Below are 25790 nucleotides of genomic sequence, written 5' to 3'. Positions count from 1 at the left end.
TCCGGTTAAATGCCCTGCTTGAGGCTTGCCTCAATAAACTGATCCAGGTCGCCGTCCAGAACCGCACCGGTGTTGCCGGTTTCAACGTTGGTCCGGAGATCCTTAACGCGGGACTGATCGAGAACGTAACTTCTGATCTGGTGTCCCCAGCCGATGTCGCTCTTACTTTCCTCAAGTTTTTCCTGCGCGGCCATGCGTTTTCTGAGTTCGGCTTCGTAAAGCTTGGCCTTTAACTGGCGCATGGCCTGCTCACGGTTGTTGTGCTGGCTGCGGTCATCCTGACAGACGGTGACGATACCGGTCGGAATATGGGTGATGCGCACCGCGGATTCCGTTTTCTGCACGTGCTGGCCGCCCGCACCGGAAGCGCGGAAGACGTCAACGCGAAGGTCCGCCGGATTAATCGTGATTTCAATGGAATCGTCGACCTCGGGGTAGACGTAGACGCTGGCAAAGGACGTGTGGCGGCGGGCGTTGGCGTCAAAGGGGCTTTTTCTCACCAGACGGTGAATGCCGGTTTCAGTTCTGAGCGTGCCGTAGGCCCATTCGCCCTCGATAAAGATCGTGCAGCCTTTGATCCCTGCGACGTCACCCTCGGTTTCTTCGGTGAGTTTGGCGGAAAACCCGGAGCGTTCGGCATACCTCAGATACATGCGCTCAAGCATCGAGGCCCAGTCCTGGGCTTCGGTGCCGCCTGCGCCCGCCTGAATTTCGAGGTAGCAGTTGGCGCTGTCCATCGGCTGATTGAACATGCGCTTGAATTCGAGCTTTTCAACGTCTTTTTCAAAGCCTTCGACTTCGGCGGCAACCGTTTCGGCGCCGGCTTCATCGTTGTCGGCCAGGCTCATCTCAAAGAGCTCTTTGGCGTCGGCAATGCCCGATGTGAGACGCTTGAAACTGCCGCACAGATCCTCAAGCGTTTTCTTTTCCTTGCTGATTTTCTGCGCGTGTTCCGGATCGTTCCAGAGATCCGGATTTTCCATTTCGCGGTTTACTTCTTCGAGTCGGCGCTCCTTGCGGTCGACGTCAAAGATACCCCCTAAGCTCAGCAAGACGGTGAGCTAAATCTTCACAGAGGTTCGTGATGTGGTTGATGCGTTCGGCTTCCATCATGTCCCTACAAATATGTATTTGTCAAACGGTCCGCACGGGCGGATTCACGCGTGAACCCGGCCTCTTTCAAAAAAGTGCTTTTCGTGCGGAGAAACTATGAATTATAAGGGAGCAGGGCCGCTTACAAAAGCCCGCGGGGCGCGTTTTTCTTTCGAAAAATGAAAGCTTAAGCGCCTTCAGCGGCTTCAACGACGAGCTGCACGGTGCGCCGCCCCTGAAATTCATTGATTTCAGGGCGGTACGCCAGGCGTACCTTGGCCGGCAACGGTGTGTTTCTGCGGAAAAAAATCGCGTCAAAGCGCATGTCGCCGAGTTCGAGCAAAATCTTTAAGTGCGTTTCCTTTAAAACGCGCTGCGAAAGCACCGTAAAGTCATTGGCAAAAAGGGGCCTTTCAAAGCCCTGCCCCCAGATGCGCGCGCTGATCGCTTCCACCAGAGGAAACGTGATCTCTTCGGGACTTAACGCGCCGTCTACAAGCACCACGCGGTTAAAGACGGAGGCGTCGTACATTTCGGAGACTGCCTGCTCAAAAAGCGCGCTGAAGCGCCGCAGGTTTTCCTTGCGGATCGTAAGGCCCGCGGCCATGGCGTGGCCGCCGAAGCGCACGATGACGTCCGGGGCAATTTTGCTCACCCGATCCAGGGCATCTCTGAGGTGAATTCCCTCGATTGAGCGCCCCGACCCCTTGAGTTCTTCCTCGCCGTCACAGGCAAAGGCAATCACCGGACGGTGGATTTTTTCCTTGACGCGGCTTGCCACAAGTCCCACCACACCCTGATGCCAGCTCTCGTCAAAAAGCGTGACGGTGGCACGGCTGTGCCAGTCAAGTTGCGCGACGTATTCGCTCGCGTCGTTTTGCATGGTGTCTTCCAGACCGCGCCGCTCTTTGTTGAGTTCCTCAAGTTTTTCGGCGCAGAGCTGTGCGTGATCGGGGTTGTCGGTTAAAAGACATTCAATACCGACACCCATTTCCGTGAGGCGCCCTGCGGCGTTGATGCGCGGGGCGACCGCAAAGGCAATGTCGCGCGCCGAAGCCTTCTGCCAGTCGCGGCCCGCGACGGTAAAAAGCGCGGAAATGCCCGGGGCGGCAAGGCCCCGGCGGATGCGTCCGAGCCCCTGCGCCACAAGAATGCGGTTGTTTTTGTCGAGTCTCACGACATCAGCGACCGTCCCCAAGGCAACGAGGTCGCTTAACGCATCAAGCCTCGGCTGCGTTTCTGCTGTAAACACACCCCGGCGTCTCAGCTCCGCACGCAGCGCAAGAAGCACGTAGTACATCACACCACAGCCGGCAAGGGACTTACTCGGGAAGGTACTTGTTTTTACGTTGGGGTTCACGATGCAGGCTGCCTCGGGCAGCACATCCGCGGGCAGATGGTGGTCGGTGACCAAAACGTCGATTCCGAGCGCCTTGGCGTGCGCCACACCCTCAATGCTTGCTATGCCGTTATCAACCGTGATGATGAGATCGGGTTTCGGCGTGCGCTCCGCACACATGTCCACGATTTCGGGTGTAAGCCCGTAGCCGAGCTTAAAGCGGTCAGGGACGATGTAGTCGGCGGCAATCCCCATGAGGGTGAGCCCCTTCATCGCCACGGCGCAGGCCGTTGCCCCGTCGCAGTCGTAGTCGGCAACGATGATGACGCGGCCCTTCTTTTCCCTGAGGTCGGCTAAAAGGCGGGCTGCTTTTTCGGTGCCCTCAAGCGCTGACGGAGGGAGCATCGCCTTCCAGTCTTCCCGCAGGTCTTCGTTTGAGGTGACCCCGCGGGCCGCGAGAGCCTGCGCGACGGGCCGCAGTACTCCGCCGTGCACCAGTGTTTCAAACGCCTGCTTGTCGTAAGGACGCAGCTGAAAAAGAGTGGTCATGATGAATTAATCCGGTTCGAAAAGCCAGGCTTCGGCAGTAAGCCCGCTGTTTCCCCTGAGGCGCTCCAAAAGGCTTAAGGCGCGTGCGGCGGCCCCGGGAAGTCTCACCGGAACCGACACCGTGTGCGTCGTGCCGCAGGCAACAACAAGCGCCTGATCACAGTTTTTGATGCGGGAGGCGGCAGCAAGCGTTTCGATGTGCGTGACAAGCGCCGGAAGTTTTTCACTCCAGGTTTTCCAGTCGCGCGTGAGCCACGGCTCGTAAAGGTCCTCAAGCACGGCAATGCATTCGCCCGGAGGGGCATCCCCGGGCCAGGTCTCTGCGTCCTTGGCTTTTCCGGTGCGGTGGTTGAGAATCCCGGCTTCCTGAGCCCAGCCCAAAACAGCCGGGTCGTCGGTGAGGACGCTGCGGATTTTGGTGGGCGGATAAAAGCGCCCGCCGTGACCGCCCCCGTCGATCCAGGTGAAGTTGACTTGGGTACCGTCTGTTGTGATGCGGGCGCCGGCCAAGAGGCTGTTGATGGTTCTCACCGTTTCCTGCGCTTTCGGTAATGCGTCGGGCGCCGCATCAGTGCGCGCGGCCAGGGTGCAATCCCGGTTAATGACTCCTGCGCGCAGCACGGGCCAGGCGGCCGCTTCCACGCCCCAGTCCGTCTTGCGGGTGAGGTAAAACGTCTGATCCCAGCGCTGCAACACAAAGCCCGCCTGATCAAGAGGCGCTCTGAGTAACTGCGCAAGGCTCTCGGCCGCGTCATTTGTGATGCGGCCGTCCAGGTCCGTAAGTGCCGTGCCGTCATCGTGAGCAAAGTGCATGCGCCAGATTTCGCCCGAAAGTTCCGGCCCCTGATCCATAAGCCAGGCGTAGGGAGCTGAGGCAAACGGCAGGGGCTTTCGCGTAAGCACCCGCCAGAGCCACGCCAGATGCACACTTGCTGCCGCAGGGCCGGCGGTGAGCACCTGCGTGACGGCGTCGCCCGCCGCAGCGCGTGTGATGCGTCCCGCAACGGCAAGCGTTTCGGCTGAGAGAAAGGGGCGCGCCGCTTCAGGCAGCAGCAAGCCCGGAATCAGAAAATAAACCTGGGTCATTAAAGGAAAGCCAAACAAAATCCGGCGTTTTTTGTTTTTCTTGCGCCGGATTGCGTTAAGTCGTTGTCAGGCGGGCTTCAGAGCCGCTCGCCCGAATCCATCACCACACGCATCAGATCGGCAACGGTGCCGGAGGCTGTTTTATCCATAATGGAGGCGCGGTGGGCTTCCACCGTCTTAATGGAGATACCGAGGTCATCGGCAATCTGCTTGTTAAGGCGCCCGGCAACGATGCGCTCCAGAACCTGACGTTCGCGCGGCGTGAGTTTGGCAAGTTTCTGGCGCCCCGCGGCTTCCCGCTCGTTGAGACTGCGTCTGCGGCGTGCTTCACCGAGCATTTTTTCCACGAGCTGCCTCAGAGCCGCATGGTCAAAGGGTTTTTCAATGAAGTCGACGGCACCCTTTTTCAGGGCGTTGACGGCCATCTGCACGTCGCCGTAGGCCGTGAGAATGATGATCGGAAGGTCTGCCTTGCGGGCAATGAGGTGTTCCTGGACTTCCAGTCCGCTCATGCCGCTCATGCGCACATCAAGCAGCAGCACGGCAATGGCCTGCGGATCGTACTTTGCGATAAAGCTTTCGCCGCTGTCGAAAATCTCCACCTTGTAGTTGCCGGCTTCCAGAAGCCAGCGCACGGAATCGCAGACGGCCTCATCGTCGTCGACAACGTAAACAGTGCCCAAAGGCTGCTGCGGCTCGGTGAAGTAATCCGGGAAAGCCATAAATCAAACTCCTGGAACAATAGCAATCGGTCGTGTTTCTTATTGTACCGCACCGAGGGTTTACGCGTAAGGGTTAGTTTTTATTAGAAACGGTTCGCGGGCTGTATCCGGCGACACAAAACGTGACGGTTGCGCTGAATTGTCCTTCGGAAAGAGCGGTCAGTGAGAGGCGTCCTCTGCAGGCCTCCAAAATGCGCCGCACGACGATGAGTCCCGTGCCGCTGCCGCCTTTTTTGCGGTTTGCGGCCGCAGGTCCCTGCGCGGCGGTGAACGCCTCGTCTGCGTCCGCAACGGGGTTGGTGAGCGTGAAAACGAGGGTGCCCCCCGAGACCGTGACGGCTGCGCGGGCTTTACTGCTGCCCGTGTCAGAAGCGGCTTCTGCGGCGTTTTTCAGCAGATTAAAAAGGAGCTCTTCCAAAAGGACCGGGTCGCAGACAACGTTCGTACCGCAAAGGCCTTCGGCCGGACAGGAAAAGGCCGGAAAAAGGGTCTGCACGCGGGTAAGCGCCGCCTTAAACGCCTCTGAAAAAAGGGCACGGCCCGCAGCCGTTGTCTGCGCGCGGGTGAGTGCCCGGAGGGCCTTGGCGGTGCCGAGCGCTTTTTCTGTCTGCGACTTAATTTTGGCGAGTCCTTCTTCGAGCTTTTCGGGGGTAAGGCGCCCGCCGTGAAGGAGTTCCAGGAGAGCCGCCGCGTAATTGTCGGCAGCCGTCACCGGCTGCATGAGCTGATGCGCGAGAAACTGAGCCTCTGGGGTGTCCGTTTCGTTGTGTCCTGTTGCCATGGTTTCCAATCTGCGCCCGCGTTTGCCAAAATTCGCTCTGTTGAGACGGTTAAACACCGCCCCGCAGAGGATTTAAAAGATGAATCAGAACGATCTTAAACGCAAAACCGCCCTTGCGGCGCTTGACTATGTCACCGACGGCGAAGTGCTTGGCGTCGGTACCGGTTCCACGGTGGATTTTTTTATTGATGCTCTCAAAGAAGCCGGGAAAAAGCCGTCCGCCTGTGTGTCAAGTTCCGAGCGCTCCCGCAAAAAACTGGAAGCCCTGGGCTTTAAGGTGATTGACCTCAATACGCTCGAAGACCGCATTTCGGTGTACGTGGACGGGGCCGATGAAATCAACGCGGACTTTGAAATGATCAAGGGGGGCGGCGGCGCGCTCACCCGTGAAAAGATCGTGGCCGCGGCTTCCGACACTTTTGTCTGCATTGCTGACGCAAGTAAAAAAGTCGATGTGCTCGGGCGTTTTCCCTTGCCCGTTGAAGTCATCCCGATGGCTGCCCGCCTTTTAACCCGGGAACTTGCCGCCCTGGGCGGGCGCCCGGTGCTCCGGGACTTTGTGACTGATAACGGCTGCCGGATTCTCGATGTGCACGGGCTCTCGATTACGGACGCCAAGGCGCTTGAAGACAAGATTAATTCGATGGCGGGCGTCGTGACGGTCGGGCTTTTCGCCCGGAGAGGGGCGGATGTGCTGTTGCTCGGAACGGAAGAGGGCGTGAAGACCTTCAAGGCCCGTTAAGCGCATAGACAAAAAAGCCGGCTAGACGCCTTTGTCGAGTCTTCGCCGGCTTTTGCTTTGGAGGGAAGCGGAATTATTCAGGCTTCTTTTCTTCCACAGGCACATGATTGGGGACGGCTTCCACGCCCTCGCCGAAGAAGTAGCGTTCGCACTGCTCCATCAGATGCTTGCGGATCTTGGGGTCGGCGCAGTTCAGACCGTACTCATTGATCATCATCGTCTGCAGCTTCTTCCAGTCTTCCCAGGCATCTTTGCTGACTTCAGCCCAGATGCGCTTGCCGAGTTCGCCCGGAACCGGCGGAAAATCGAGCCCTTCGGCGTCTTTGTTGAGTTTGATGCAGTGCACGGTGCGTGCCATGGTCGTTATTCCTTAAAGTTGCTTGATAAAAATCTGTGAGCGCCGGTTCCAGTTGTACATGCGCTGCTTTTCAATCGGAAGGCTCTCGAGGTCCGCAGCCTCAAACCCGTGATTGATAAACCAGTGCGATGTGCGCGTGGTGAGCACAAAAAGCCGCGTGAGCCCGAGTTCGCGGGCCCGCTGCTCGATGCGGCGCAAAAGCCTGTCGCCATCGCCGCTGCCCTGATAGGCAGGATGCACGGCAAAGGCGGCCATTTCCCCGATTTTAGCTTCCTGATAGGGATAGAGGGCGGCCGAGCCGTAAATGATGCCGTCGTGTTCCAAAACCGTAAAGTGACTGATTTCGCGCTCAAGCTTTTCGCGCGGGCGCTTTACAAGGATCCCTTCGTTTTCAAAGGGCTCAAGCAGCTTCATGATGCCGCCCACGTCGTCGGCGACCGCCTCACGCATGCTTTCCATATTCTCTTCGGCAATCATCGTGCCCACGCCGTCGTGCGTGAAAAGCTCGGCCAAAATGGCGCCGTCAACCATCCAGGGGACGATGTGCACGCGGCTCACGCCGTTACGGATCGCCTTAAGGGCAAAGTTGAGGTTGTAGACGTCTTCGGCGTCGACGCGTTTGTCGCCGATCAGTTTTTCGGCCTGTGTGGCCGTGAGTTCCGGGGCCATGACCCCGTCAGGACGAACGCCTGCAACCCCGACCTGAAGAATGAGTTTGTCGGCCTTGATGGCAGAAGCGATGGACGTGGCGACGTCTTCGGTCGTGAGGTTAAAACCTTCGCCCGTGGGGGAAAAGCCGAAGGGGCTCACGAGCACGACAAAGCCCCGGTTTAAGACGTCTTCAATACTCTGGGCGTCGACTTTGCGCACAAGACCGGTGTGCCGGAAGTCCACGCCGTCAATAATGCCCATGGGGCGGGCGGTCACAAAGTTGCCGGAGACCACGCGGATGCGGGAGTGCTGCATCGGGGTGTTGGGAAGCCCCTGGGAAAACGCTGCTTCAATGTCAAACCGCGTTTCGCCGCAGGCTTCCTTCACGCATTCCAAAACCGCTTCATCGGTGATGCGCACGCCCTTATGAAATTCACCCGCAAGCCCCCTTAACTGCATCAGCTCTTCAATCTGAGGGCGCGAGCCGTGCACGAGCACGAGCTTGATCCCGAGGCTCGCAATAAGGCTTGCGTCCATCACGAGGCGGTTCAGAAGCTTGGTGTCGGCCACCACTTCGCCCGCAAAGCTGATCACAAAGGTTTTGCCGTGGAAAAGATGCACGTAGGGCGCGGCCGAGCGCAGCCACGCCACCCAGCGTGAGAGGTCGGCGGCGGCCGGTTCTGTGACCGCGGGGACGGCTTTCTGCGTCTCTGCGGCGTGATTTTCTTCTGTCGGCATGGTGTTTCCTTGCTGTGTGCAAAACGGCCGTAAAGCCAGCAGCTGTCGACCGTAAGCGCATCCTACGCCGAATTCGCATCTGAGTCTGAGTAGAATGGCAGGTAAGCGATGGTTTCTAGTGCTCATCGCGTCCTCCAACGCCCGCCTGTTTACGAGACTTGCGGGCGTTAACTTTTGGCAGTTTTCGGTACTCAACAGACGCCGCAACGGCGGCACTGTGATCCGGCGGAACTCTGCCAACACCGAATCCCGGATATCGCCTTCCTCAAGGGCGAAACGGTTGCGCGGAGTCTGCGGAAGTTCGGATTTTGTTTCGTGGTTGGACCTTCCCCGACTTCGTTAAAATGGCGGCCTTCTGTTATTTCGCCCGTTTTTTCAATTCCTTATGACAGATTCAGCCTCGGCCCGTCCGTTCGGTGATTTGCGCAGCCTTATTGAGGGCCGGAAGGCCACTTTTCTGGCGGCTGCGCCCAAGTTAGCGGCAAAGCCTCAGACCCCGCAGAAACCGGATCAGCTCAAAAAGGCCCGGCAGCCCGAAAAAACGGCCGTGCATGAAGTGAAGACGGGCCGTGCGGCAGCAAAGCAGCCCACAGAGAAAAAGCAGCCGCAGCGCGCGCCGGTAAACCGCAGAAGTGAGATGCCGGCCCAAGGGCCCCTTCAGAAAGCCCGCCGGGCGGATCATGAAAAAGCCCGAAAACCCGCGGCACCGGCAAAAGCGCGCTTAAGTTTTGAAGAATCCCGCAACCCGATTCCGCCTTTTGAGCTCGCGCCGGGACTGCCCGTAAGTGAGCAGGGTGATCTGCTTGTGAAGGCCATACGAGATAACCAGGTGATCATCGTCTGCGGTGAAACGGGGTCGGGGAAGACCACGCAGCTTCCGAAAATCTGTCTGATGGCGGGGCGCGGCAAAAAGGGGCTTATCGGTCACACTCAGCCGCGGCGTATTGCCGCAAGTTCCATCGCTAAACGCATTGCTCAGGAACTGAACACCGAGCCCGGTGAGGTGGTGGGCTACAAGGTGCGCTTCACCGACGTCACTTCGCTCGGCGCCACCATCAAGCTGATGACCGACGGCATTCTCCTTGCGGAAACCCAGACCGATCCGCTGCTCAAAAAATACGACACAATCATTATCGACGAAGCGCATGAGCGCTCGATCAATATTGATTTTCTGCTGGGGTACTTAAAGCGCCTTCTCTCAAAGCGTCCTGACCTCAAAGTGATTGTGACGTCCGCAACAATTGACTCCGAGCGCTTTGCCAAGCACTTCGGTAAAGACGCCGAGCATCCGGTCCCTGTCTTTACGATTTCAGGCCGCACGTATCCGGTGGAAATCCGCTGGAGACCTGTGGAAGACCTCGACGAGGAAGACGACCGCACGCTTATGGACGCGGTTGCCGATGCCGTTGATGAACTGGAGACGGCAGGCCGCGGCGACATTCTTGTCTTTTTGCCCGGAGAACGTGAAATCCGGGAAGCCGCGGAAGTGATTGCCAAGCATCACCGCCCCGGGATGATTGACATTCTTCCCCTGTACGCACGGCTTTCGGCGCAGGATCAGGAGCGCGTTTTTCGACCGGGCGGCTTAAGACGCGTGGTGCTTGCCACAAACGTGGCGGAAACCTCCATTACGGTGCCCGGAATCCGCTTTGTGGTGGATACGGGCTTGGCGCGCATCAAGCGCTACTCCTACCGCAACAAAGTGGAGCAGCTTTTGGTTGAGCCCGTGAGTCAGGCTTCGGCCAATCAGCGTGCCGGCCGCTGTGGCCGTGTGGCCGACGGTATCTGTATCCGTCTTTACGGGGAAGAAGATTTTGCCCGGCGCCCGGCCTTTACCGATCCGGAAATCATGCGCTCCAACCTTGCGGCGGTGATTCTGCGGATGAAGTCCTTAAAACTCGGCGAAGTCCGGGACTTTCCCTTTGTGCAGGCGCCGCCCGCGCGCGCGGTGGCCGACGGCTATCAGATTCTCAATGAATTAAACGCAACGGACGACATCGGAAACCTCACCGAGGTCGGTAAGACTCTGGCGCGTCTTCCGGTGGACCCGCGCCTTTCGCGGATGCTCCTTGCCGCGCATGAGAAGGGGTCTTTGGCTGAAGCGCTTGTGATTGTTTCCGGTCTTTCGATTCAGGATCCCAGAGAGCGGCCTGCGGATGCGCCGGACGCCGCCGACAACGCGCACAAGATGTTTAAGGATGAAAAAAGCGACTTTTTGTCCTATCTCAGAATCTGGCGCTGGTACGAAGAGGCACGCGCCAAAAAAGAAAGCAACCGGAAACTTACCGAAGAGCTGCACCGGCGCTTTATTTCTGCGCGAAGGCTTCACGAGTGGCGCGACGTTTTTAAGCAGTTAAGTGAACTTACGAGCGAGATCGGCTGGACCGTGAACACCAAGCCCGCCCGCTACGAAGAGATTCACGAGGCACTGTTAACAGGGCTTTTGAGTAACCTCGGCTGCCGGCAGCTTGACGCCGACTTCCGGGCGCCCCCGTATCTCGGTGCCCGCGGCATTCACTTCTGGGTGTGGCCGGGCTCGGGTTTGGCAAAGAAAGCCGCAAAGTGGCTCATGGCCGCGGAACTCGTTGAAACAAGCCGGCTTTTTGCCCGCTGCGCGGCTGATATTGAGCCGCAGTGGGTGGAAAGGGCCGCGGCGCACCTCATCAAAAAGAGCTGGACGGAACCGCACTGGGAGAAAAAACGCGGTGAAGTGGTGGCGCTTGAAAGGGGAACGCTCTACGGGCTCCCCGTTTACATGCAGCGTCGTGTCTCCTTTGCCCGGCATGATCCGGTGCTCGCGCGAGAACTTTTTATCCGCGAGGGGCTCGTCGGCGGGGACTTTGACAGTAACGCCGCCTTTTTCCGGCACAACATGCAGCTTGTGCGGGAAATCCGCGACATTGAAAACAAAAGCCGCCGTCCGGACGTTTTGGTCGACGATGAACTCATTGTGGCTTTTTACGATGAGCGTATCCCCAAGGACGTGACGGATCAGACGGGCTTTGAAGCGTGGCTCAAAGAGGCGGTAAAAGACAATAAAAAGGTGCTTTACCTCTCACGGGAAGAGCTCATGCGCCACGATGCGCAGGGGGTCACCACGGACTTCTTCCCGAAGAAGGTGACGGTTGCGGGGGTTGAGATGGGGCTTACCTACCACTTTGAACCCGGTGCACCGCGCGACGGCGTCACGATGACGGTGCCGATTTTCGCGCTCAATCAGGTTAATCCCGTGCGCTGCGAGTGGCTGGTGCCGGGTATGCTCAAGGAAAAGGTGCAGAGTCTTTTAAAGAGCCTGCCGCAGCGCTTAAGACGGCACTGCGTGCCGCTGCAGCAGTACGCCGCGGGCTTTTTCGAGCGCACCAAGGGGGTTCAGGTCGGCTCCAAAACCCTCATTGATGCCCTGATCGACGATATTGCCCAAGAGACCGGCGTGCGTTGTCAGCGGGAAGACTTTAAAACCGAGTTTCTCGCCAAGCACCTCATCATGAACTTTAAGGTTGTTGATGAGCACGGCCGTCAGCTCGGTATGGGCCGAAACCTTGCCGAACTCAGAAGTGAGCTCGGAGAGGAGGCTCAAAAGAGTTTTCAGACCGTGGCGCAGGCCGATGAATCGATTGCCGAAGATTTGGCCGACAACATCACGGTCTGGAATTTCGGGGAACTGCCTGAACTTATGGAGATCAGCCGCCGGGGTGAGACTCTGATCGGGCACCCGGCCTTAGTCGACCGGGGAGACGCGTGCTCCCTGGAAGTCTTCGATGATCCGCTGCAGGCAAAGGCCGCGCACCGCGCGGGGCTGCGGCGCCTTTTCATCATTCAGATGAAAGAGCAGGTGAAGTACCTCGAAAAGAACCTCTCGGGACTGCACCGTGTGCAGATGCAGGCCGGTGTCATTGAGGAGGTAAGCGCCGCCTTTGAAAGCTTTGAAGCGCTCCGCGACGACGTGGTGGCAGCGGCCGTTGAGACCTGCGCGATGGCTGAACCCTGGCCCGTGAACGCCGAAGAGTTCGGACACCGCAAGGACGAGGCGCGGACAAAACTCACGCTCATCGGCCAGGAAATTGCCCGCACGCTTGAAGCGGTGACGGCGCAACTCGCGCTCGTGCCCAAAAAACTGCAGGGCGCCAAGGCCTGGCCCGAGGCCGTCAAGGACATCAAAAATCAGTTGCGGGGGCTTTTCCCGAAACACTTTCTCCTGGTGGTGGGGCTTGACAGACTCAGGCATTACGAGCGCTACGTGAAGGCGGTCAACAGCCGTCTGGACAAAATCCGCAATGATCCGGCAAAAGACGCCGAACGCATGGCAGACATCACCCGCCTTTCGGTACCGTACTTCCGGGAATTGGCCGAGCGGCGCGGACAGCCCGATGAGCGGCTCACGGACTTCCGCTGGCTTCTTGAAGAGCTGAGGGTGTCCTTCTTTGCTCAGGAATTGAGAACCCCGATGCCCGTGAGCGTGAAGCGCCTCACCAAGGTCTGGGAGTCGATCCGCCGACTTTAAAAAATTGTTAATCTGGTTGATTTTGAAGAAATTTTTCCTTAGCATTAACAAGGTTTTTGCCGTTTTCGGGCGCGTTTTTTTCGGGGCTCTCCGCGTGTTTTTCCGTCAATTGTTGATTTCAGTCAGTGCTGCTTTTGTGCTGGCAGGCTCGGCCGTTGCCGCGCCCGCCGCCACGGGCGACGCCGTTGCAAGCCTGCGGCCCGCCTCGGTTTATGCGCCTGCCAAGCCCCAGGTGAAAACGCCCAAGCGCCGCACCCGTGCGCGCTTTACGCGCCAGAGACCGTCGGTGGCGATGCTCGCGGGCCTGCGCGATACACCGGATCCGCTGGAACTTTCGAGTTCCGTTGCCTATATGGCCGATCAGGACTCGGGTGAAGTCTTTTTTGAGAAAAATGCCGATGTGCGCCTTCCGATCGCTTCCGTCACCAAACTGATGACGGCTCTGGTGATTGTGGAAAGCGAACTGCCGATGAAAGCGAAACTGCGGGTGACGCGCGCCGATTACGTGAAGTCGCGCGCGGAAAGTAAGCTCAGAAACGGAATGGTTTTAACGCGTGAAGCCACGCTGCAGGCGGCGCTTATGAGCTCCGACAACCGCGCCGCGCACATGCTTGCGCGCACGTATCCCGGGGGTGTTAAAGCCTTTGTGAAGGCAATGAACGAGAAGGCTGCGGAACTCGGCATGACAAGCAGCCGCTTTACCGATCCCACGGGACTTTCCAACGAAAATATTTCCACGGCCCGCGATCTCGGGCTTTTGGCGGCGGCAGCACACGGCTATGCCGTGATCCGTAAGGCATCGACAACGCCCACGGCACTACTAAACGCCGGGATTTCGAAACTTCGCCTTCAGACCACAAACCGTCTGATCGGTGATCCGCGCTGGAATGTGGGACTGCAGAAAACGGGCTTTACGACGGCAGCGGGCCGCTGCATGGTGGTGCAGAGCGAATTTGCCGGGCACCGCCTTGTGATGGTGGTGCTTGACTCCGCCACCAACGGTAAGCGCGCCGACGATATGCTCAGGATGCGCCGCTGGCTTGAGGACGAAACCGAGTATCAGGCGGTCTTTGCCAAGAGCACTCCTTACGAGCTGATGTAAGACCCGTCAGAGGCAAAACCTTCGGAAAAAACCGAAGGTTTTTTCGTATCAGGGGCGGTATCATGACCCGATCAGCCGGGCGCCGGGAGCGTCCTGGAAAAAACACTGCAGACACAAAGTGCAGGAGAGAAAGAAATGAAATATATCGGTATTGTGGCCGGCGCCAAACCGGAGCAGGCAACGGCTCTGAAAGCCGCACTCATTGCAAAAGATCCGCTCGTGAAGGTTGTGATTGAAGAGACGGCCATGCGGCAGGATGCGCCGGACGAACGGGTGAAGCTTGCCGACCGCAAGATTGAGCTTTTTAACGCGGTGGAAGCGCTTGCCGCAAAGGGCGTGAGAATTGCCGCCTTTACCTGTGCGTGCCCGCATGCCTGGTTTGATGAGCTCGCGGCCGAGGTGAGCATCGCCGTGGTGGATGCCTGCGGCGCCAAGGGCGGGCCTCTTCCCGTTGAAGACTACGCGGAAAAGCTGCTTTCAACGTGTGATGCGCTGCCTGAGAAACCCTACAAGGTGGGACTTATCGGCGGCCTTGGACCCGCTGCAACGGTGGACCTCTACGACAAGATTGTGAAGGCAACGCCCGCGACAACCGATCAGGAACATATCCGTCTGGTGGTGGAGCAAAATCCCCAGATTCCGGACCGGACGAAGGCGCTTTTGGAGGGCGGAGCCGATCCCACGCTCGCACTGTACCGCTGCGCCAAGGCCCTGCAGGCCGACGGCTGTGACGCAGTCATCATCCCGTGCAATACGGCGCACGCCTTTATGCCCTACATGCGGCGTCACCTCGATGTGAATTTCATCGACATGCAGGAGTCGTGCCTCAACGAAATTCAGGCAAAGTTCGGCGATAAGGCCCGCGTTGGTCTGATGGCGACGACAGGCACCGTGCGCACCGGCATTTACTCGAAGAAAGCTGAAGCGATGGGCATTCCCATGTTTGTGCCCGATGAGGCGCATCAGGCGCGCGTGATGGCGGCGATTTACGGGCCCAAGGGCGCCAAGGCGGGATTTACCGACGGCATCTGCCGCGAGGACCTCGTCAGCGCCGCCGAGTACCTGGTGAAGACCTATGACTGCAACGTGCTCATTTTGGGCTGCACGGAGCTGCCGCTGATTCTGGATGAAGGGGATTTTGACTGCGCAGGTAAGACGGTCTACATCATCGATCCGACATCGTCTCTGGCGCGGCGCGTCGTAAAGACCGCGCTTGCCGCCAACAAGGAGCGCGGTTTCTGACAAGAAAAAAGCGGCAGTGCCCGTCTGAGCTCTGCCGCTTTGAGTCCTGCCTTTAAATCAGGCGGCGGGCTGCGCCGCTGAGGCAAGTGCCGCCGAGATCTGCGCCGCGCCCTTAACGAGCAGGTCCACAAATTCGGGCTTACGTTTGATCTCCGTGTCAGAGACCAGTGTGACGGCCGCCGTGATGCGGCCGTTTTCGTCCCTGATCGGCGCACCGATGCAGCGGATGCCGTATTCGAGCTCTTCGTTGTCTTCGGCCCAGCCTCTTTCGCGGATACGGTCCAGTTCAATGATGAGTTTTTCGCGGGTGGCAAGCGAATGCGATGTGCGCGGTGCCAGATGCGTGCGCTCGATGTAGGCGCTCAGATCCTCGGGCGTCATTTCTCTTAAAAAGAGTTTGCCGCCGCTTGTGCAGTGCATCGGCGCCACGGCTCCCACCTGGCGGGAAAACCGCACGCCGGTTTTGGGCGCGTAGACGTGATCGATGTACATGATCGAATCCGCCGAGCGCATCGAAAGGTTGACGGTAAGTTGCGTTTTTTCGTAAAGCGAGCGCATCACGTCAACGGCTGCAGTGCGCACGGGAAGCGCCCGGCGCACGCGGTTGCCGTACTCGAGAAACCGCAGGCCCAGACGCCAGCAGTTTTCCGTCGTGTGCTCCAGAAATCCGAGCTCGGTGAGGCTCCACAAAAGCCTGTGTGCGGTAGACGCGTGAATCCCGGTTTCCTGCACGATGCGGTTGGAATTAACCGGGTCCGAGCCGGCAGCGACCACGTCGAGAATTTTGACGGCGCGGTCAAGAACCTGCACGGTTTTGATGTCTGAATCTTTATCAGCTGCCATGACGCTGGCTTCCGGACGTTTCTTCGGCGGCAGCGCTTTCGAGCTGCTGGGCCACGATTTCCGCGACGTCAAGGAAGAGAACTTCGTCCTTGTCGCCTTCTTTTTGCTGAGCCTGCGCGCTTGTGAGCATCGTGAGGCAGTGCGGGCAGGCGCTTGCAACGACTTCGCTCTTGGTGTCCTTGAGTTCTTTCAGGCGGATCACGTTGATGCGGGCCGGCCGGTCCATAAAGATCTGAGCGCCGCCCGCGCCGCAGCAAAGCGTATCGGCCTTACTGTGTTTGGCTTCGCGCAGGTGTGCGCCGAGGGTTTCGAGCACCCGGCGGGGTTCGGCGGTGATGCCGTTCATGCGCGCGAGATAGCAGGGATCGTGCATCACGGTGAAAAACTGCGATTTACTCACCTTGATGCGGCCTTCGGTGATGAGCCGGTCAATGAGAACCGTATGGCTCACGCAGTTAAAGGTGCCGCCCTCAAACTGGGGATACTCGTTTTTAAGGGTGTTAAAGCAGTGCGGGCAGGCCGCAACGAGTTCCTTGAACTGATACTTTCTGAGGTTTTCGATGTTTTCGGCGGCAGCTGTCTGAAAGAGGTATTCCTCACCGGCGCGGCGAGCGAAGTCGCCGTGGCAGCGCTCTTCCTGCATTACGGCAAAGTGAATGCCGGCGGCCTTGAGAATCTTCACCATGGCGCGGGCAATTTTCTGCGCCCGGCGGTCGTAACTGGCTGAACACCCCACCCAGTAGAGTACGTCGTAGGCAACGCCGGGTTTGGCAACCGGCACATCCAGGTCCTTGGCCCACGCAAGGCGGCTGCCCGGGTCCATGCCCCAGGGGTTACCGACCGAAGCGGTGTTTTCCAGGGCGCCGGCGAGCCCTTCGGGGAATTCGCCTGTTTCAAGCGCAAGATGCCGGCGCATCAAGACGATGAGATCCGGAATCGGAATGTCGGCGGGACAGGCGCGCGCACAGGCGCCGCACGTGGTGCAGCTCCAGAGCGCGTCACGGCTCACGAGCCCCCCAATAAGTTCCTTGTCGTTTGCCGCATCGCGCATTCTGTCTCGGAGCGTCATGATGAGCGACTTCGGATCCAGAGGCGTATCAGCCTTGACGGCCGGGCACACGCCGCGGCAGCGGCCGCATTCGGTGCAGCCGTCAAAGCGGGCGCGGTCGCGCCAGGTGAACTGCTCGTACTTGGAAATGCCGAACGTTTCCTGCTCTTCGATGTTGTCGATTTTGGCAATGGCACCCGCGGGCGACACTTTCTGCCAGAAAATGGAGATCGGCGTCTTAAAGATGTGCGAATAAAACGTGAGCGGCACCGCGGCGATGAAAATCAGCGAGGCAAGCCCGTGCACAACCCAAAGAAAGAGATGGGCTGTGGTCAGAAAATCCGGGGTGCTGCCCGCAAACAGCTGGGAAAGGAGGTTACCCACGGGAGAAAACTCACGCCAGGCGGGCTGCTGCACCGCAAGGCGTAGGGCTTCAACGAAAAAGCCCGTAATGATGATGGCGGCAAGGCTTGCAATAAGGCAGGCAAAGCGCCCGTTGCTTTCCACCCGCTCGTCGTGCGCCACAAAGCGGCGCCAGGCGCCGTAGCCGAGGCCGATTAAAGCGGCAAGGCCGGCCGTATCCAGGATGAGCTTGTAGACAAGATAAAAGCGTCCGGTCAGAAACTGCTGCCCGAACACATAGTGACCGACGTCCCAGTCAAGCGTGGCGGTGGCCGTTCCCCAGAAAAGGAAAATGCAGCCCCAGAAAATCGCCAGATGCGCTTTGCCGCTTGCGCCACGCATGACTTTGCTTTGTCCGAGCACCTCGCAGAAAAGATTTGCGATGCGCCGCTTGCGGGGGCCTTCAGGCGTTTCGGGCGCAGCTCCCGCGCGGCGCTCCCTGATCACACGGATAATGCCTGCCGCGCAGACGATGACGGCGATGAGTCCGATGATGTAAACGCCGATTTCGGCCCAAAGCGGTACGTTCCAAAAGGCGGGACGGACAGGAAGAGTGGAAGACAACATGGCTGTCGCTGTAATTGTTGTGTTGGGGTTTTCAGAGGCTGCGGCGTTTTTCGTTTGTCGGTTTGCGGCAGGAAGCCGCGCCGTCAGACCTCTCTTAAAGGTGCGGGCGATTTTACCGCACCCAACCATGAGCGAAGTATCGGATATTTCGGAGAAAAAGAGCCGGAATCAGACTGCTGAAACCGGCTCAGAAAAAATGTATGTCAGTGCTTTTGTTCAGCGCGCCACCTGGCAACGGCTTCCACGCACTCAGCCACCAGAGCCGGTCCCTTATAGACAAAGCCCGAATAAAGCTGCACGAGTGCGGCGCCGGCCTGCATCTTGATGACGGCGTCTTCCCCGGTCATGACGCCGCCCGAGGCAATCACGGGGCGTTCGCCCTTGAGGTGCTCGGTAATGAGGCGCAGACATTCGGTGGAGCGCTCCATCAGGGGCTTACCGGAAAGGCCGCCCGTTTCCTCCCAGTGGGGCAGCCCCTGAACGGAGGAGTGATCAATCGTCGTGTTGGTGGCAATCACCGCGTCCATGCCGTAGCTCACAATGTGGTCCACGGCGCGCAGGATGGCATCGTTATCGAGGTCGGGCGCAAGCTTCACGGCGATGGGCTTGTAGGCCAGACCCTGCGTTTCCATGATCTTTTCACGCTCGGTCTTAAGGGCCTCGAGCAGTTCGCACAGGGGTTTGTCGCCTTGGAGCGTCCTCAGATTCTTGGTGTTGGGGCTTGAAATGTTGACGGCGATGTAATCGGCCTTGGCATAGGTCTTCTGCAGGCAGATACGGTAGTCGCTCACCGCATTTTCAATGGGGGTGACGGCATTTTTGCCGATGTTGATCCCCAAAACACCGCCTCTGAGCTTAAAGGCGTCGGCACTCTTTAAGTTCTTGAGCACCTTGTCGCACCCTTCGTTGTTAAAGCCCATGCGGTTGATGATGCCTTCGGCGGGAATCACGCGGAAACAGCGCGGCTTGGCGTTACCGGGCTGCGCGAGCGGCGTGATCGTGCCGATTTCGACGTGGCCGAACCCGAGGGCACCGAAAGCGCTTACACGCTCGCCGTCCTTATCCATGCCGGCCGCAAGCCCGATCGTATTGGGAAAGCGGATGCCCATCACTTCCACCGGATCTTCCGGGGGCGTGTGGGTAAGCAGCTTATGAAGACCGAACGAAGTGACCCAGTCCAAGTTCTCCATGATCAGATGGTGGGCAGTTTCAGGCTGCATCTGAAAGAGAACGCTCTTGGCAAGTTTGTAAAGCATGGCGGTTTACTGTTTATAAATGGCGGCAAAATGCTCTGCCGCAGGGGAAAAATGCACGCACATTTTCCGACAGCCTCTTCAAACTTTCAAGCGGCTGTCAGCATATGGTGTGCGGCGTAGGCCGAAAGTACTAAGTGTTGTTTGTGCATTTTAACAGAGCGGGGCCGTCGGGGTTGGCTGGCTTTCGGAAAACCGCTGTAAATCAAGGCGAAAAACCTCAGGCGGTGGCGTAATTCAGGTAATGGCCGCAAAAGGCGCTTAAAAAATTTTTGGCGCAAAGCTTGACATCAGAAAAATCGTTCTGTAATATGCGCTTTCTCTGCTGATGAGGCAGAGCGAAAACTCGGATCGCGGGGTGGAGCAGTCCGGTAGCTCGTCGGGCTCATAACCCGAAGGTCGGAGGTTCAAATCCTCCCTCCGCAACCAACGACAGGTTTTCGGTGTTCTTTAAAAATCTGAAACAGACGAACCGATAAGTGTGGGTGCTTCTGAAAAATGCAGTTTCTTCATGGAAACGCAAAAAAATCGGAAGTACTCAGACTTTAAGCCAAAGAAATGATTGAGATTTATCTCGGTCAGTTTCTGCGAGTGATTTGAGTACGACCAAAAAGCAGGATTCAAGTGAAGAGTTTGATCCTGGCTCAGATTGAACGCTGGCGGCATGCCTTACACATGCAAGTCGAACGGCAGCATGGAGAGCTTGCTCTCTGATGGCGAGTGGCGAACGGGTGAGTAATACATCGGAACGTGTCCGTTTGTGGGGGACAACCGTCCGAAAGGATGGCTAATACCGCATAAGACCTGAGGGTGAAAGCCGGGGACCGCAAGGCCTGGCGCAGACGGAGCGGCCGATGATTGATTAGCTAGTTGGGGAGGTAAAGGCTCACCAAGGCGACGATCAATAGCTGGTCTGAGAGGACGACCAGCCACACTGGAACTGAGACACGGTCCAGACTCCTACGGGAGGCAGCAGTGGGGAATTTTGGACAATGGGGGCAACCCTGATCCAGCCATGCCGCGTGCGGGAAGAAGGCCTTCGGGTTGTAAACCGCTTTTGTCAGGGACGAAAAGCTCCGGAGTAATATGCCGGGGTGCTGACGGTACCTGAAGAATAAGCACCGGCTAACTACGTGCCAGCAGCCGCGGTAATACGTAGGGTGCAAGCGTTAATCGGAATTACTGGGCGTAAAGCGTGCGCAGGCGGTTGGGTAAGACAGATGTGAAATCCCCGGGCTTAACCTGGGAACTGCATTTGTGACTGTCCGACTGGAGTACGTCAGAGGGGGGTGGAATTCCACGTGTAGCAGTGAAATGCGTAGATATGTGGAAGAACACCGATGGCGAAGGCAGCCCCCTGGGACGCAACTGACGCTCATGCACGAAAGCGTGGGGAGCAAACAGGATTAGATACCCTGGTAGTCCACGCCCTAAACGATGTCTGCTGGTTGTTGGGAATTTAATTCTCAGTAACGAAGCCAACGCGTGAAGCAGACCGCCTGGGGAGTACGGTCGCAAGATTAAAACTCAAAGGAATTGACGGGGACCCGCACAAGCGGTGGATGATGTGGATTAATTCGATGCAACGCGAAAAACCTTACCCAGCCTTGACATGTCAGGAATGCTTCGGAGATGAGGCAGTGCCCGCAAGGGAACCTGAGCACAGGTGCTGCATGGCTGTCGTCAGCTCGTGTCGTGAGATGTTGGGTTAAGTCCCGCAACGAGCGCAACCCTTGTCATCAGTTGCTACGAAAGGGCACTCTGATGAGACTGCCGGTGACAAACCGGAGGAAGGTGGGGATGACGTCAAGTCCTCATGGCCCTTATGGCTGGGGCCTCACACGTCATACAATGGTCGGAACAGAGGGCAGCGAAGCCGCGAGGTGAAGCCAATCCCAGAAAACCGATCGTAGTCCGGATTGCAGTCTGCAACTCGACTGCATGAAGTCGGAATCGCTAGTAATCGCGGATCAGCATGCCGCGGTGAATACGTTCCCGGGTCTTGTACACACCGCCCGTCACACCATGGGAGTGGGGTTCACCAGAAGACGTTTGCCCAACCGCAAGGAAGGCGGCGCCCACGGTGGGTTTCATGACTGGGGTGAAGTCGTAACAAGGTAGTCGTACCGGAAGGTGCGACTGGATCACCTCCTTTCTAGAGAATGTTTCTGAAAAGGAACTGCAGTAAAAGAAGGAAGTTCCCACACTTATCGGTTGAGTCTGTTGAAGTTGTAATGCGGTTGGGTCTTTAGCTCAGCTGGTTAGAGCATCGTCTTGATAAGGCGGGGGTCGATGGTTCGAGTCCATCAAGACCCACCAAACGCAGTGCATGAAACACGCGGGGGCATAGCTCAGCTGGGAGAGCACCTGCTTTGCAAGCAGGGGGTCAACGGTTCGATCCCGTTTGTCTCCACCAGACGCCCGGTTTAAGCGTTTTCAGTGAGAACTGAAAACATTTAAACGGAGTGTCTTCAGTACGAAGATGCACCGAGCTCTTTAAAAATTTGGAAAAAGAAGTAAAGCGTTCAATTTCAGCGTTGATGAGACGCTGAAACGGGATGTGATTGCATTTGAACTGAGTTTCAAATCTTCATTGAACGAGAATCTCAACGAATTAACCAAGAGAACAGCACGTTACGAAATCAGTCACGTGAATACTCTGCGGGCAAAAGGCTGCAGGGTTATAGGATCAAGTGACTAAGTGTATGTGGTGGATGCCTTGGCGATCATAGGCGATGAAGGACGTGTAAGCCTGCGAAAAGCTGCGGGGAGTCGGCAAAAAGACTTTGATCCGCAGATGTCCGAATGAGGAAACTCACCGGGTAACCGGTATCACAAACTGAATACATAGGTTTGTGAAGCGAACGCAGTGAACTGAAACATCTAAGTAACTGCAGGAAAAGAAATCAACCGAGATTGCGGCAGTAGCGGCGAGCGAAACCGCAGCAGCCTAGTCTTTGATAATGCATGGTGACAGCAGAACGGTCTGGAAAGGCCGGCCACAGTGGGTGACAGCCCCGTATGCGAAGTCCGGTGCATGGTACTAAAAAGACGATAAGTAGGGCGGGACACGTGACATCCTGTCCGAAGACGGGGGGACCATCCTCCAAGGCTAAATACTCATGATCGACCGATAGCGAACCAGTACTGTGAAGGAAAGGCGAAAAGAACCCCGGGAGGGGAGTGAAATAGAACCTGAAACCGCATACATACAAACAGTAGGAGCCCTACGGGGTGACTGCGTACCTTTTGCATAATGGGTCAGCGACTTACGTTTTGCGGCAAGCTTAACCGAGTAGGGGAGGCGCAGCGAAAGCGAGTTCGAACAGAGCGATAGAGTCGTAAGGCGTAGACCCGAAACCAGATGAGCTAACCATGGCCAGGTTGAAGGTGTGGTAACACACACTGGAGGACCGAACCGACCGGTGTTGCAAAACCGGCGGATGAGCTGTGGTTAGGGGTGAAAGGCTTAACAAATCTGGAGATAGCTGGTTCTCCCCGAAAACTATTGAGGTAGTGCCTCGTGACTGACTCCGGGGGGTAGAGCACTGTTATGGCTAGGGGGACATGGCGTCTTACCAAACCATGGCAAACTCCGAATACCCGGAAGTTGAATCACGGGAGACAGAGCACCGGGTGCTAACGTCCGGACTCAAAAGGGAAACAACCCAGACCGCCGTTTAAGGTCCCAAATACAGGCTAAGTGGAAAACGAAGTGTGAAGGCTAAGACAGTCAGGAAGTTGGCTTAGAAGCAGCCATCCTTCAAAGAAAGCGTAATAGCTCACTGATCGAGTCCTCATGCGCGGAAGATGTAACGGGGCTAAGTCTGTAACCGAAAGCGCGGATTTGCACGCAAGTGCAAGTGGTAGGGGAGCGTTCTGTAAGCCTGCGAAGGTGTGTGGTAACGCATGCCGGAGGTATCAGAAGTGCGAATGCTGACATGAGTAACGATAAAGCGGGTGAAAAGCCCGCTCGCCGTAAGCCCAAGGTTTCCTGCTCTACGTTCATCGGAGCAGGGTGAGTCGGCCCCTAAGGCCAGGCTGAGAAGCGTAGCTGATGGGAAGCAGATTAAGATTTCTGCACCGACGTTAAGTGCGAAGGGGGGACGGAGTTTTGAGCATCATCCGGGTGTTGGATGTCCCGGTTTGTGCGTGTAGGAGGCCGGCAGGCAAATCCGCCGGCATATCTCCGAGACAAAGCATCGAGCTGCATTTTGCAGTGAAGTGATGGGATGAACTTCCAGGAAAAGCCTCTAAGCAATAGCTTAATGTCGACCGTACCGTAAACCGACACAGGTGGGCGAGTTGAATATACTCAGGCGCTTGAGAGAACTCGGGAGAAGGAACTCGGCAAATTGACACCGTAACTTCGGGATAAGGTGTGCCTTTGTAGTGTGAAGAGTGAAACACTCCGAGCATGAAGAGGTCACAGAGAATAGGTGGCTGCAACTGTTTACTAAAAACACAGCACTCTGCAAAGACGAAAGTCGACGTATAGGGTGTGATGCCTGCCCGGTGCCGGAAGATTAAGTGATGGGGTGAGAGCTCCTGATCGAAGTCCCGGTAAACGGCGGCCGTAACTATAACGGTCCTAAGGTAGCGAAATTCCTTGTCGGGTAAGTTCCGACCTGCACGAATGGCATAATGATGGCCACACTGTCTCCTCCCGAGACTCAGTGAAGTTGAAATGTTTGTGATGATGCAATCTCCCCGCGGCTAGACGGAAAGACCCCATGAACCTTTACTGCAGCTTTGCATTGGACTTTGAACCGATCTGTGTAGGATAGGCGGGAGGCAGAGAACCGAGGACGCCAGTCTTTGGGGAGCCGACGTTGAAATACCGCCCTGATTTGTTTGAGGTTCTAACCGCGGACAGTAAACCTGTTCCGGGACCGTGCATGGTAGGCAGTTTGACTGGGGCGGTCTCCTCCTAAAGGGTAACGGAGGAGTACAAAGGTACGCTAGGTACGGTCGGAAATCGTGCTGATAGTGCAATGGCGCAAGCGTGCTTGACTGCGAGACCGACAAGTCGAGCAGATGCGAAAGCAGGTCATAGTGATCCGGTGGCACTGAATGGAAGGGCCATCGCTCAACGGATAAAAGGTACTCTGGGGATAACAGGCTGATACCGCCCAAGAGTTCATATCGACGGCGGTGTTTGGCACCTCGATGTCGGCTCATCTCATCCTGGGGCTGTAGCCGGTCCCAAGGGTATGGCTGTTCGCCATTTAAAGAGGTACGTGAGCTGGGTTTAAAACGTCGTGAGACAGTTTGGTCCCTATCTGCCGCGGGCGCTGGAAGATTGACGGGGGCTGCTCCTAGTACGAGAGGACCGGAGTGGACGCACCTCTGGTGTACCGGTTGTCACGCCAGTGGCACAGCCGGGTAGCTATGTGCGGAAGAGATAACCGCTGAAAGCATCTAAGCGGGAAACTTGCCTGAAGATAAGTCTTCCCGGAGGCTAGACCTCCCAGAAGAGTCGTTCGAGACCAGGACGTTGATAGGTCAGGAGTGCAAGCGCTGTGAGGCGTTGAGCTGACTGATACTAATTGCTCGTGAGGCTTGATCCTATAACCGTGCTGCCTAGCCTAATGTGAGGCAGTTGAGAAACGGACAATGGATTTTGAAGCGCAGTGAATGCAAATAATCGCGTTCCGACGTTTACTTCTTTTTGCAAAGACTTCGTCACGGGAGTTCAATTAAAGAACTTCTGAGACAACAGGCTTTGCCCGGCGGCCATACCGTGGCGGTACCACTCCTTCCCATTCCGAACAGGACAGTGAAACGCTTCTGGGCCGATGATAGTTGGTTGTATTTCCAGTGAAAGTAGGACACTGCCGGGCTTTACCATTTAAAACCCTCGGGATCAAAACGGTCTCGGGGGTTTTTCTTTGCCTAAAGGGTTTGTTCCTAGCCATTTTGCCGTATGGTTTTTTATCCCGGGATGCGTAGACTCATGGCTTCTCGAGCGGCCATATGAGCCGCACCGAAATAATCCCGTACAACAATAGGAAAAGGAACCTACGGTATGAATATCAAGAAGATTGCGGTCGCAGCAGCGACCGCGCTTGTTGTCGTGAGCGTCAACGCCGAAACCCTGCGTGTTGGCAGTGAGACGGTCTATCCCCCCTTTGAATTCCTGGATTCAGCGTCCGGCAAGTACGTCGGCTTTGACATTGATCTCATCAACGCCATCGGCAAAAAGGCCGGGTTTGACGTGCAGATCTATTCGATGGGCTTAGACGGCCTGGTGCCGGCGCTTGTTTCGGGCTCCATTGATGTGGCGGTATCCGCACTCACGATTACGCCCGAGCGTGCAGCCAAGGTCGATTTCTCGGACCCCTACTACAAGAGCGGTCTCTCGATCATGACGCACAAGGATAACGTCGACAAGATTAAGGGCGCGAAGGATCTCGAAGGCAAAACCCTTTGCGTTGAAATCGGCAGCTCCGGGGCACTCTTCTCTCAGCGTCTCAAGGGAACGAAGATCCGCACGTTTAATTCCGCTGCGGAAGCCTTTTTGGAAGTCAATCAGAAGGGTTGCTGGGCGATGGTGAACGATAAGCCCGTGAACGAATACTTCCTCACTCAGAAGGCTGCGCGCAACCTGAACCTAAGGGAAGTGCCGGTGATCCTTTCTGAGGACGATTACGGCTTTGCCGTGCAAAAGGGTAATGCCCTGCGTGAACGTCTCAACAAGGCCTTAAAGGCTGTGCGTGAAGACGGTACGTACAAGAAAATCTACGTGAAGTGGTTCGGCGATACGCTCTAAAG

Annotated in this window: 15 protein-coding genes, 3 tRNA genes and 3 rRNA genes; 11 read left to right on the top strand and 10 right to left on the bottom strand. The window is 57.0% G+C overall.

Going from position 1 to position 25790, the window contains the following annotated elements:
- Nucleotides 1-5: 5 nt before the first annotated feature.
- From prfB to BQ7486_RS05380, 5 genes are all read right to left on the bottom strand, one after another.
- Nucleotides 6-1110 (bottom strand): peptide chain release factor 2 gene (prfB, locus tag BQ7486_RS05400; RefSeq protein WP_143183068.1). Its coding sequence is split into 2 segments (ribosomal slippage): nucleotides 6-1028 and nucleotides 1030-1110, totalling 1104 coding nucleotides; the frame shifts between segments, so codons are not numbered across the junction.
- Nucleotides 1111-1279: 169 nt separating this feature from the next.
- Nucleotides 1280-2980, bottom strand: coding sequence for a single-stranded-DNA-specific exonuclease RecJ (gene recJ, locus BQ7486_RS05395; protein WP_074009199.1), 1701 nt, complete (start codon nucleotides 2978-2980; stop codon nucleotides 1280-1282).
- Between the two features lie 6 nt (nucleotides 2981-2986).
- A complete protein-coding gene (locus tag BQ7486_RS05390; RefSeq protein WP_074009198.1) occupies nucleotides 2987-4066 on the bottom strand; it encodes a hypothetical protein in 1080 nt (359 codons plus the stop codon).
- A 77-nt stretch (nucleotides 4067-4143) separates the two neighbouring features.
- On the bottom strand, nucleotides 4144-4788 hold the full coding sequence (locus tag BQ7486_RS05385; RefSeq protein ID WP_022373472.1) for a response regulator transcription factor: 645 nt from the start codon (nucleotides 4786-4788) through the stop codon (nucleotides 4144-4146).
- A gap of 73 nt (nucleotides 4789-4861) precedes the next feature.
- Entirely contained in the window at nucleotides 4862-5569 is a 708-nt protein-coding gene (locus BQ7486_RS05380) for an ATP-binding protein (RefSeq protein WP_143183055.1), read from the bottom strand.
- 79 nt (nucleotides 5570-5648) lie between these two features.
- Between BQ7486_RS05380 and rpiA the strand changes: the two genes are divergently transcribed.
- Nucleotides 5649-6311 (top strand): ribose-5-phosphate isomerase RpiA, encoded by a 663-nt coding sequence (rpiA, locus tag BQ7486_RS05375; RefSeq protein WP_074009196.1) that lies wholly within the window; start codon nucleotides 5649-5651, stop codon nucleotides 6309-6311.
- A 73-nt stretch (nucleotides 6312-6384) separates the two neighbouring features.
- Here the strand turns inward: rpiA and BQ7486_RS05370 are convergent, their stop codons facing one another.
- On the bottom strand, nucleotides 6385-6669 hold the full coding sequence (locus BQ7486_RS05370) for an oxidative damage protection protein (protein WP_074009195.1): 285 nt from the start codon (nucleotides 6667-6669) through the stop codon (nucleotides 6385-6387).
- Between the two features lie 12 nt (nucleotides 6670-6681).
- Nucleotides 6682-8058 (bottom strand): amino-acid N-acetyltransferase, encoded by a 1377-nt coding sequence (gene argA, locus BQ7486_RS05365; protein ID WP_022373476.1) that lies wholly within the window; start codon nucleotides 8056-8058, stop codon nucleotides 6682-6684.
- A gap of 385 nt (nucleotides 8059-8443) precedes the next feature.
- Here argA and hrpA point away from each other — a divergent pair, with 385 nt between their 5' ends.
- The 3 genes from hrpA (at nucleotide 8444) to cuyB (ending at nucleotide 14903) form a co-directional block, all read left to right on the top strand.
- On the top strand, nucleotides 8444-12559 hold the full coding sequence (gene hrpA, locus BQ7486_RS05360; RefSeq protein ID WP_084765694.1) for an ATP-dependent RNA helicase HrpA: 4116 nt from the start codon (nucleotides 8444-8446) through the stop codon (nucleotides 12557-12559).
- Between the two features lie 136 nt (nucleotides 12560-12695).
- Nucleotides 12696-13661, top strand: a complete 966-nt coding sequence (locus tag BQ7486_RS05355) for a D-alanyl-D-alanine carboxypeptidase family protein (protein ID WP_235836731.1) — start codon at nucleotides 12696-12698, stop codon at nucleotides 13659-13661.
- A gap of 135 nt (nucleotides 13662-13796) precedes the next feature.
- Complete coding sequence (gene cuyB, locus BQ7486_RS05350; protein WP_074009194.1) at nucleotides 13797-14903, top strand: cysteate racemase; 1107 nt, start codon at nucleotides 13797-13799, stop codon at nucleotides 14901-14903.
- Between the two features lie 57 nt (nucleotides 14904-14960).
- On the opposite strand, the gene BQ7486_RS05345 is transcribed toward cuyB, so the two are convergent.
- The 3 genes from BQ7486_RS05345 to BQ7486_RS05335 all read right to left on the bottom strand — a co-directional run bounded on the left by BQ7486_RS05345 (nucleotide 14961) and on the right by BQ7486_RS05335 (nucleotide 19019).
- The gene (locus BQ7486_RS05345) at nucleotides 14961-15746 is read right to left on the bottom strand and encodes an IclR family transcriptional regulator (protein WP_022373480.1); all 786 of its coding nucleotides are present in this window, start codon (nucleotides 15744-15746) and stop codon (nucleotides 14961-14963) included.
- Nucleotides 15736-17763: a heterodisulfide reductase-related iron-sulfur binding cluster gene (locus BQ7486_RS05340; RefSeq protein WP_074009276.1), complete on the bottom strand. Its 2028-nt coding sequence runs from the start codon at nucleotides 17761-17763 to the stop codon at nucleotides 15736-15738. Before BQ7486_RS05340 ends, BQ7486_RS05345 begins: the two co-directional genes overlap by 11 nt.
- A gap of 203 nt (nucleotides 17764-17966) precedes the next feature.
- Nucleotides 17967-19019, bottom strand: a complete 1053-nt coding sequence (locus BQ7486_RS05335) for a quinone-dependent dihydroorotate dehydrogenase (protein ID WP_074009193.1) — start codon at nucleotides 19017-19019, stop codon at nucleotides 17967-17969.
- 349 nt (nucleotides 19020-19368) lie between these two features.
- Here BQ7486_RS05335 and BQ7486_RS05330 point away from each other — a divergent pair.
- From BQ7486_RS05330 to BQ7486_RS05300, 7 genes are all read left to right on the top strand, one after another.
- Nucleotides 19369-19445: transfer RNA gene (locus BQ7486_RS05330), tRNA-Met, on the top strand.
- 192 nt (nucleotides 19446-19637) lie between these two features.
- A 16S ribosomal RNA gene (locus BQ7486_RS05325) occupies nucleotides 19638-21171 on the top strand.
- Nucleotides 21172-21258: 87 nt separating this feature from the next.
- A tRNA-Ile gene (locus tag BQ7486_RS05320) sits at nucleotides 21259-21335 on the top strand.
- Nucleotides 21336-21356: 21 nt separating this feature from the next.
- A tRNA-Ala gene (locus BQ7486_RS05315) sits at nucleotides 21357-21432 on the top strand.
- A gap of 271 nt (nucleotides 21433-21703) precedes the next feature.
- Nucleotides 21704-24586 (top strand): 23S ribosomal RNA (locus BQ7486_RS05310).
- Between the two features lie 158 nt (nucleotides 24587-24744).
- Nucleotides 24745-24859: ribosomal RNA gene (gene rrf, locus BQ7486_RS05305) — 5S ribosomal RNA — on the top strand.
- Together the 16S, 23S and 5S rRNA genes with 3 tRNA genes alongside form the textbook arrangement of a ribosomal RNA operon.
- 185 nt (nucleotides 24860-25044) lie before the next feature.
- The gene (locus tag BQ7486_RS05300) at nucleotides 25045-25788 is read left to right on the top strand and encodes a basic amino acid ABC transporter substrate-binding protein (protein ID WP_022372445.1); all 744 of its coding nucleotides are present in this window, start codon (nucleotides 25045-25047) and stop codon (nucleotides 25786-25788) included.
- Nucleotides 25789-25790 lie beyond the last annotated feature (2 nt).

Source organism: Duodenibacillus massiliensis, from assembly GCF_900128485.1.
Lineage (GTDB): Bacteria > Pseudomonadota > Gammaproteobacteria > Burkholderiales > Burkholderiaceae_F > Duodenibacillus > Duodenibacillus massiliensis.
The sequence above is the reverse complement of the archived record's forward strand: the minus strand, read 5'-3'. Positions and strand labels throughout refer to the sequence as shown.

Coding starts and splice junctions, on each gene's coding strand:
- recJ (WP_074009199.1), bottom strand. CDS start 2,980: ATGACCACTCTTTTTCAGCTGCGTCCTTACGACAAGCAGGCGTTTGAA.
- BQ7486_RS05390 (WP_074009198.1), bottom strand. CDS start 4,066: ATGACCCAGGTTTATTTTCTGATTCCGGGCTTGCTGCTGCCTGAAGCG.
- BQ7486_RS05385 (WP_022373472.1), bottom strand. CDS start 4,788: ATGGCTTTCCCGGATTACTTCACCGAGCCGCAGCAGCCTTTGGGCACT.
- BQ7486_RS05380 (WP_143183055.1), bottom strand. CDS start 5,569: ATGGCAACAGGACACAACGAAACGGACACCCCAGAGGCTCAGTTTCTC.
- rpiA (WP_074009196.1), top strand. CDS start 5,649: ATGAATCAGAACGATCTTAAACGCAAAACCGCCCTTGCGGCGCTTGAC.
- BQ7486_RS05370 (WP_074009195.1), bottom strand. CDS start 6,669: ATGGCACGCACCGTGCACTGCATCAAACTCAACAAAGACGCCGAAGGG.
- argA (WP_022373476.1), bottom strand. CDS start 8,058: ATGCCGACAGAAGAAAATCACGCCGCAGAGACGCAGAAAGCCGTCCCC.
- hrpA (WP_084765694.1), top strand. CDS start 8,444: ATGACAGATTCAGCCTCGGCCCGTCCGTTCGGTGATTTGCGCAGCCTT.
- cuyB (WP_074009194.1), top strand. CDS start 13,797: ATGAAATATATCGGTATTGTGGCCGGCGCCAAACCGGAGCAGGCAACG.
- BQ7486_RS05345 (WP_022373480.1), bottom strand. CDS start 15,746: ATGGCAGCTGATAAAGATTCAGACATCAAAACCGTGCAGGTTCTTGAC.
- BQ7486_RS05340 (WP_074009276.1), bottom strand. CDS start 17,763: ATGTTGTCTTCCACTCTTCCTGTCCGTCCCGCCTTTTGGAACGTACCG.
- BQ7486_RS05335 (WP_074009193.1), bottom strand. CDS start 19,019: ATGCTTTACAAACTTGCCAAGAGCGTTCTCTTTCAGATGCAGCCTGAA.
- BQ7486_RS05300 (WP_022372445.1), top strand. CDS start 25,045: ATGAATATCAAGAAGATTGCGGTCGCAGCAGCGACCGCGCTTGTTGTC.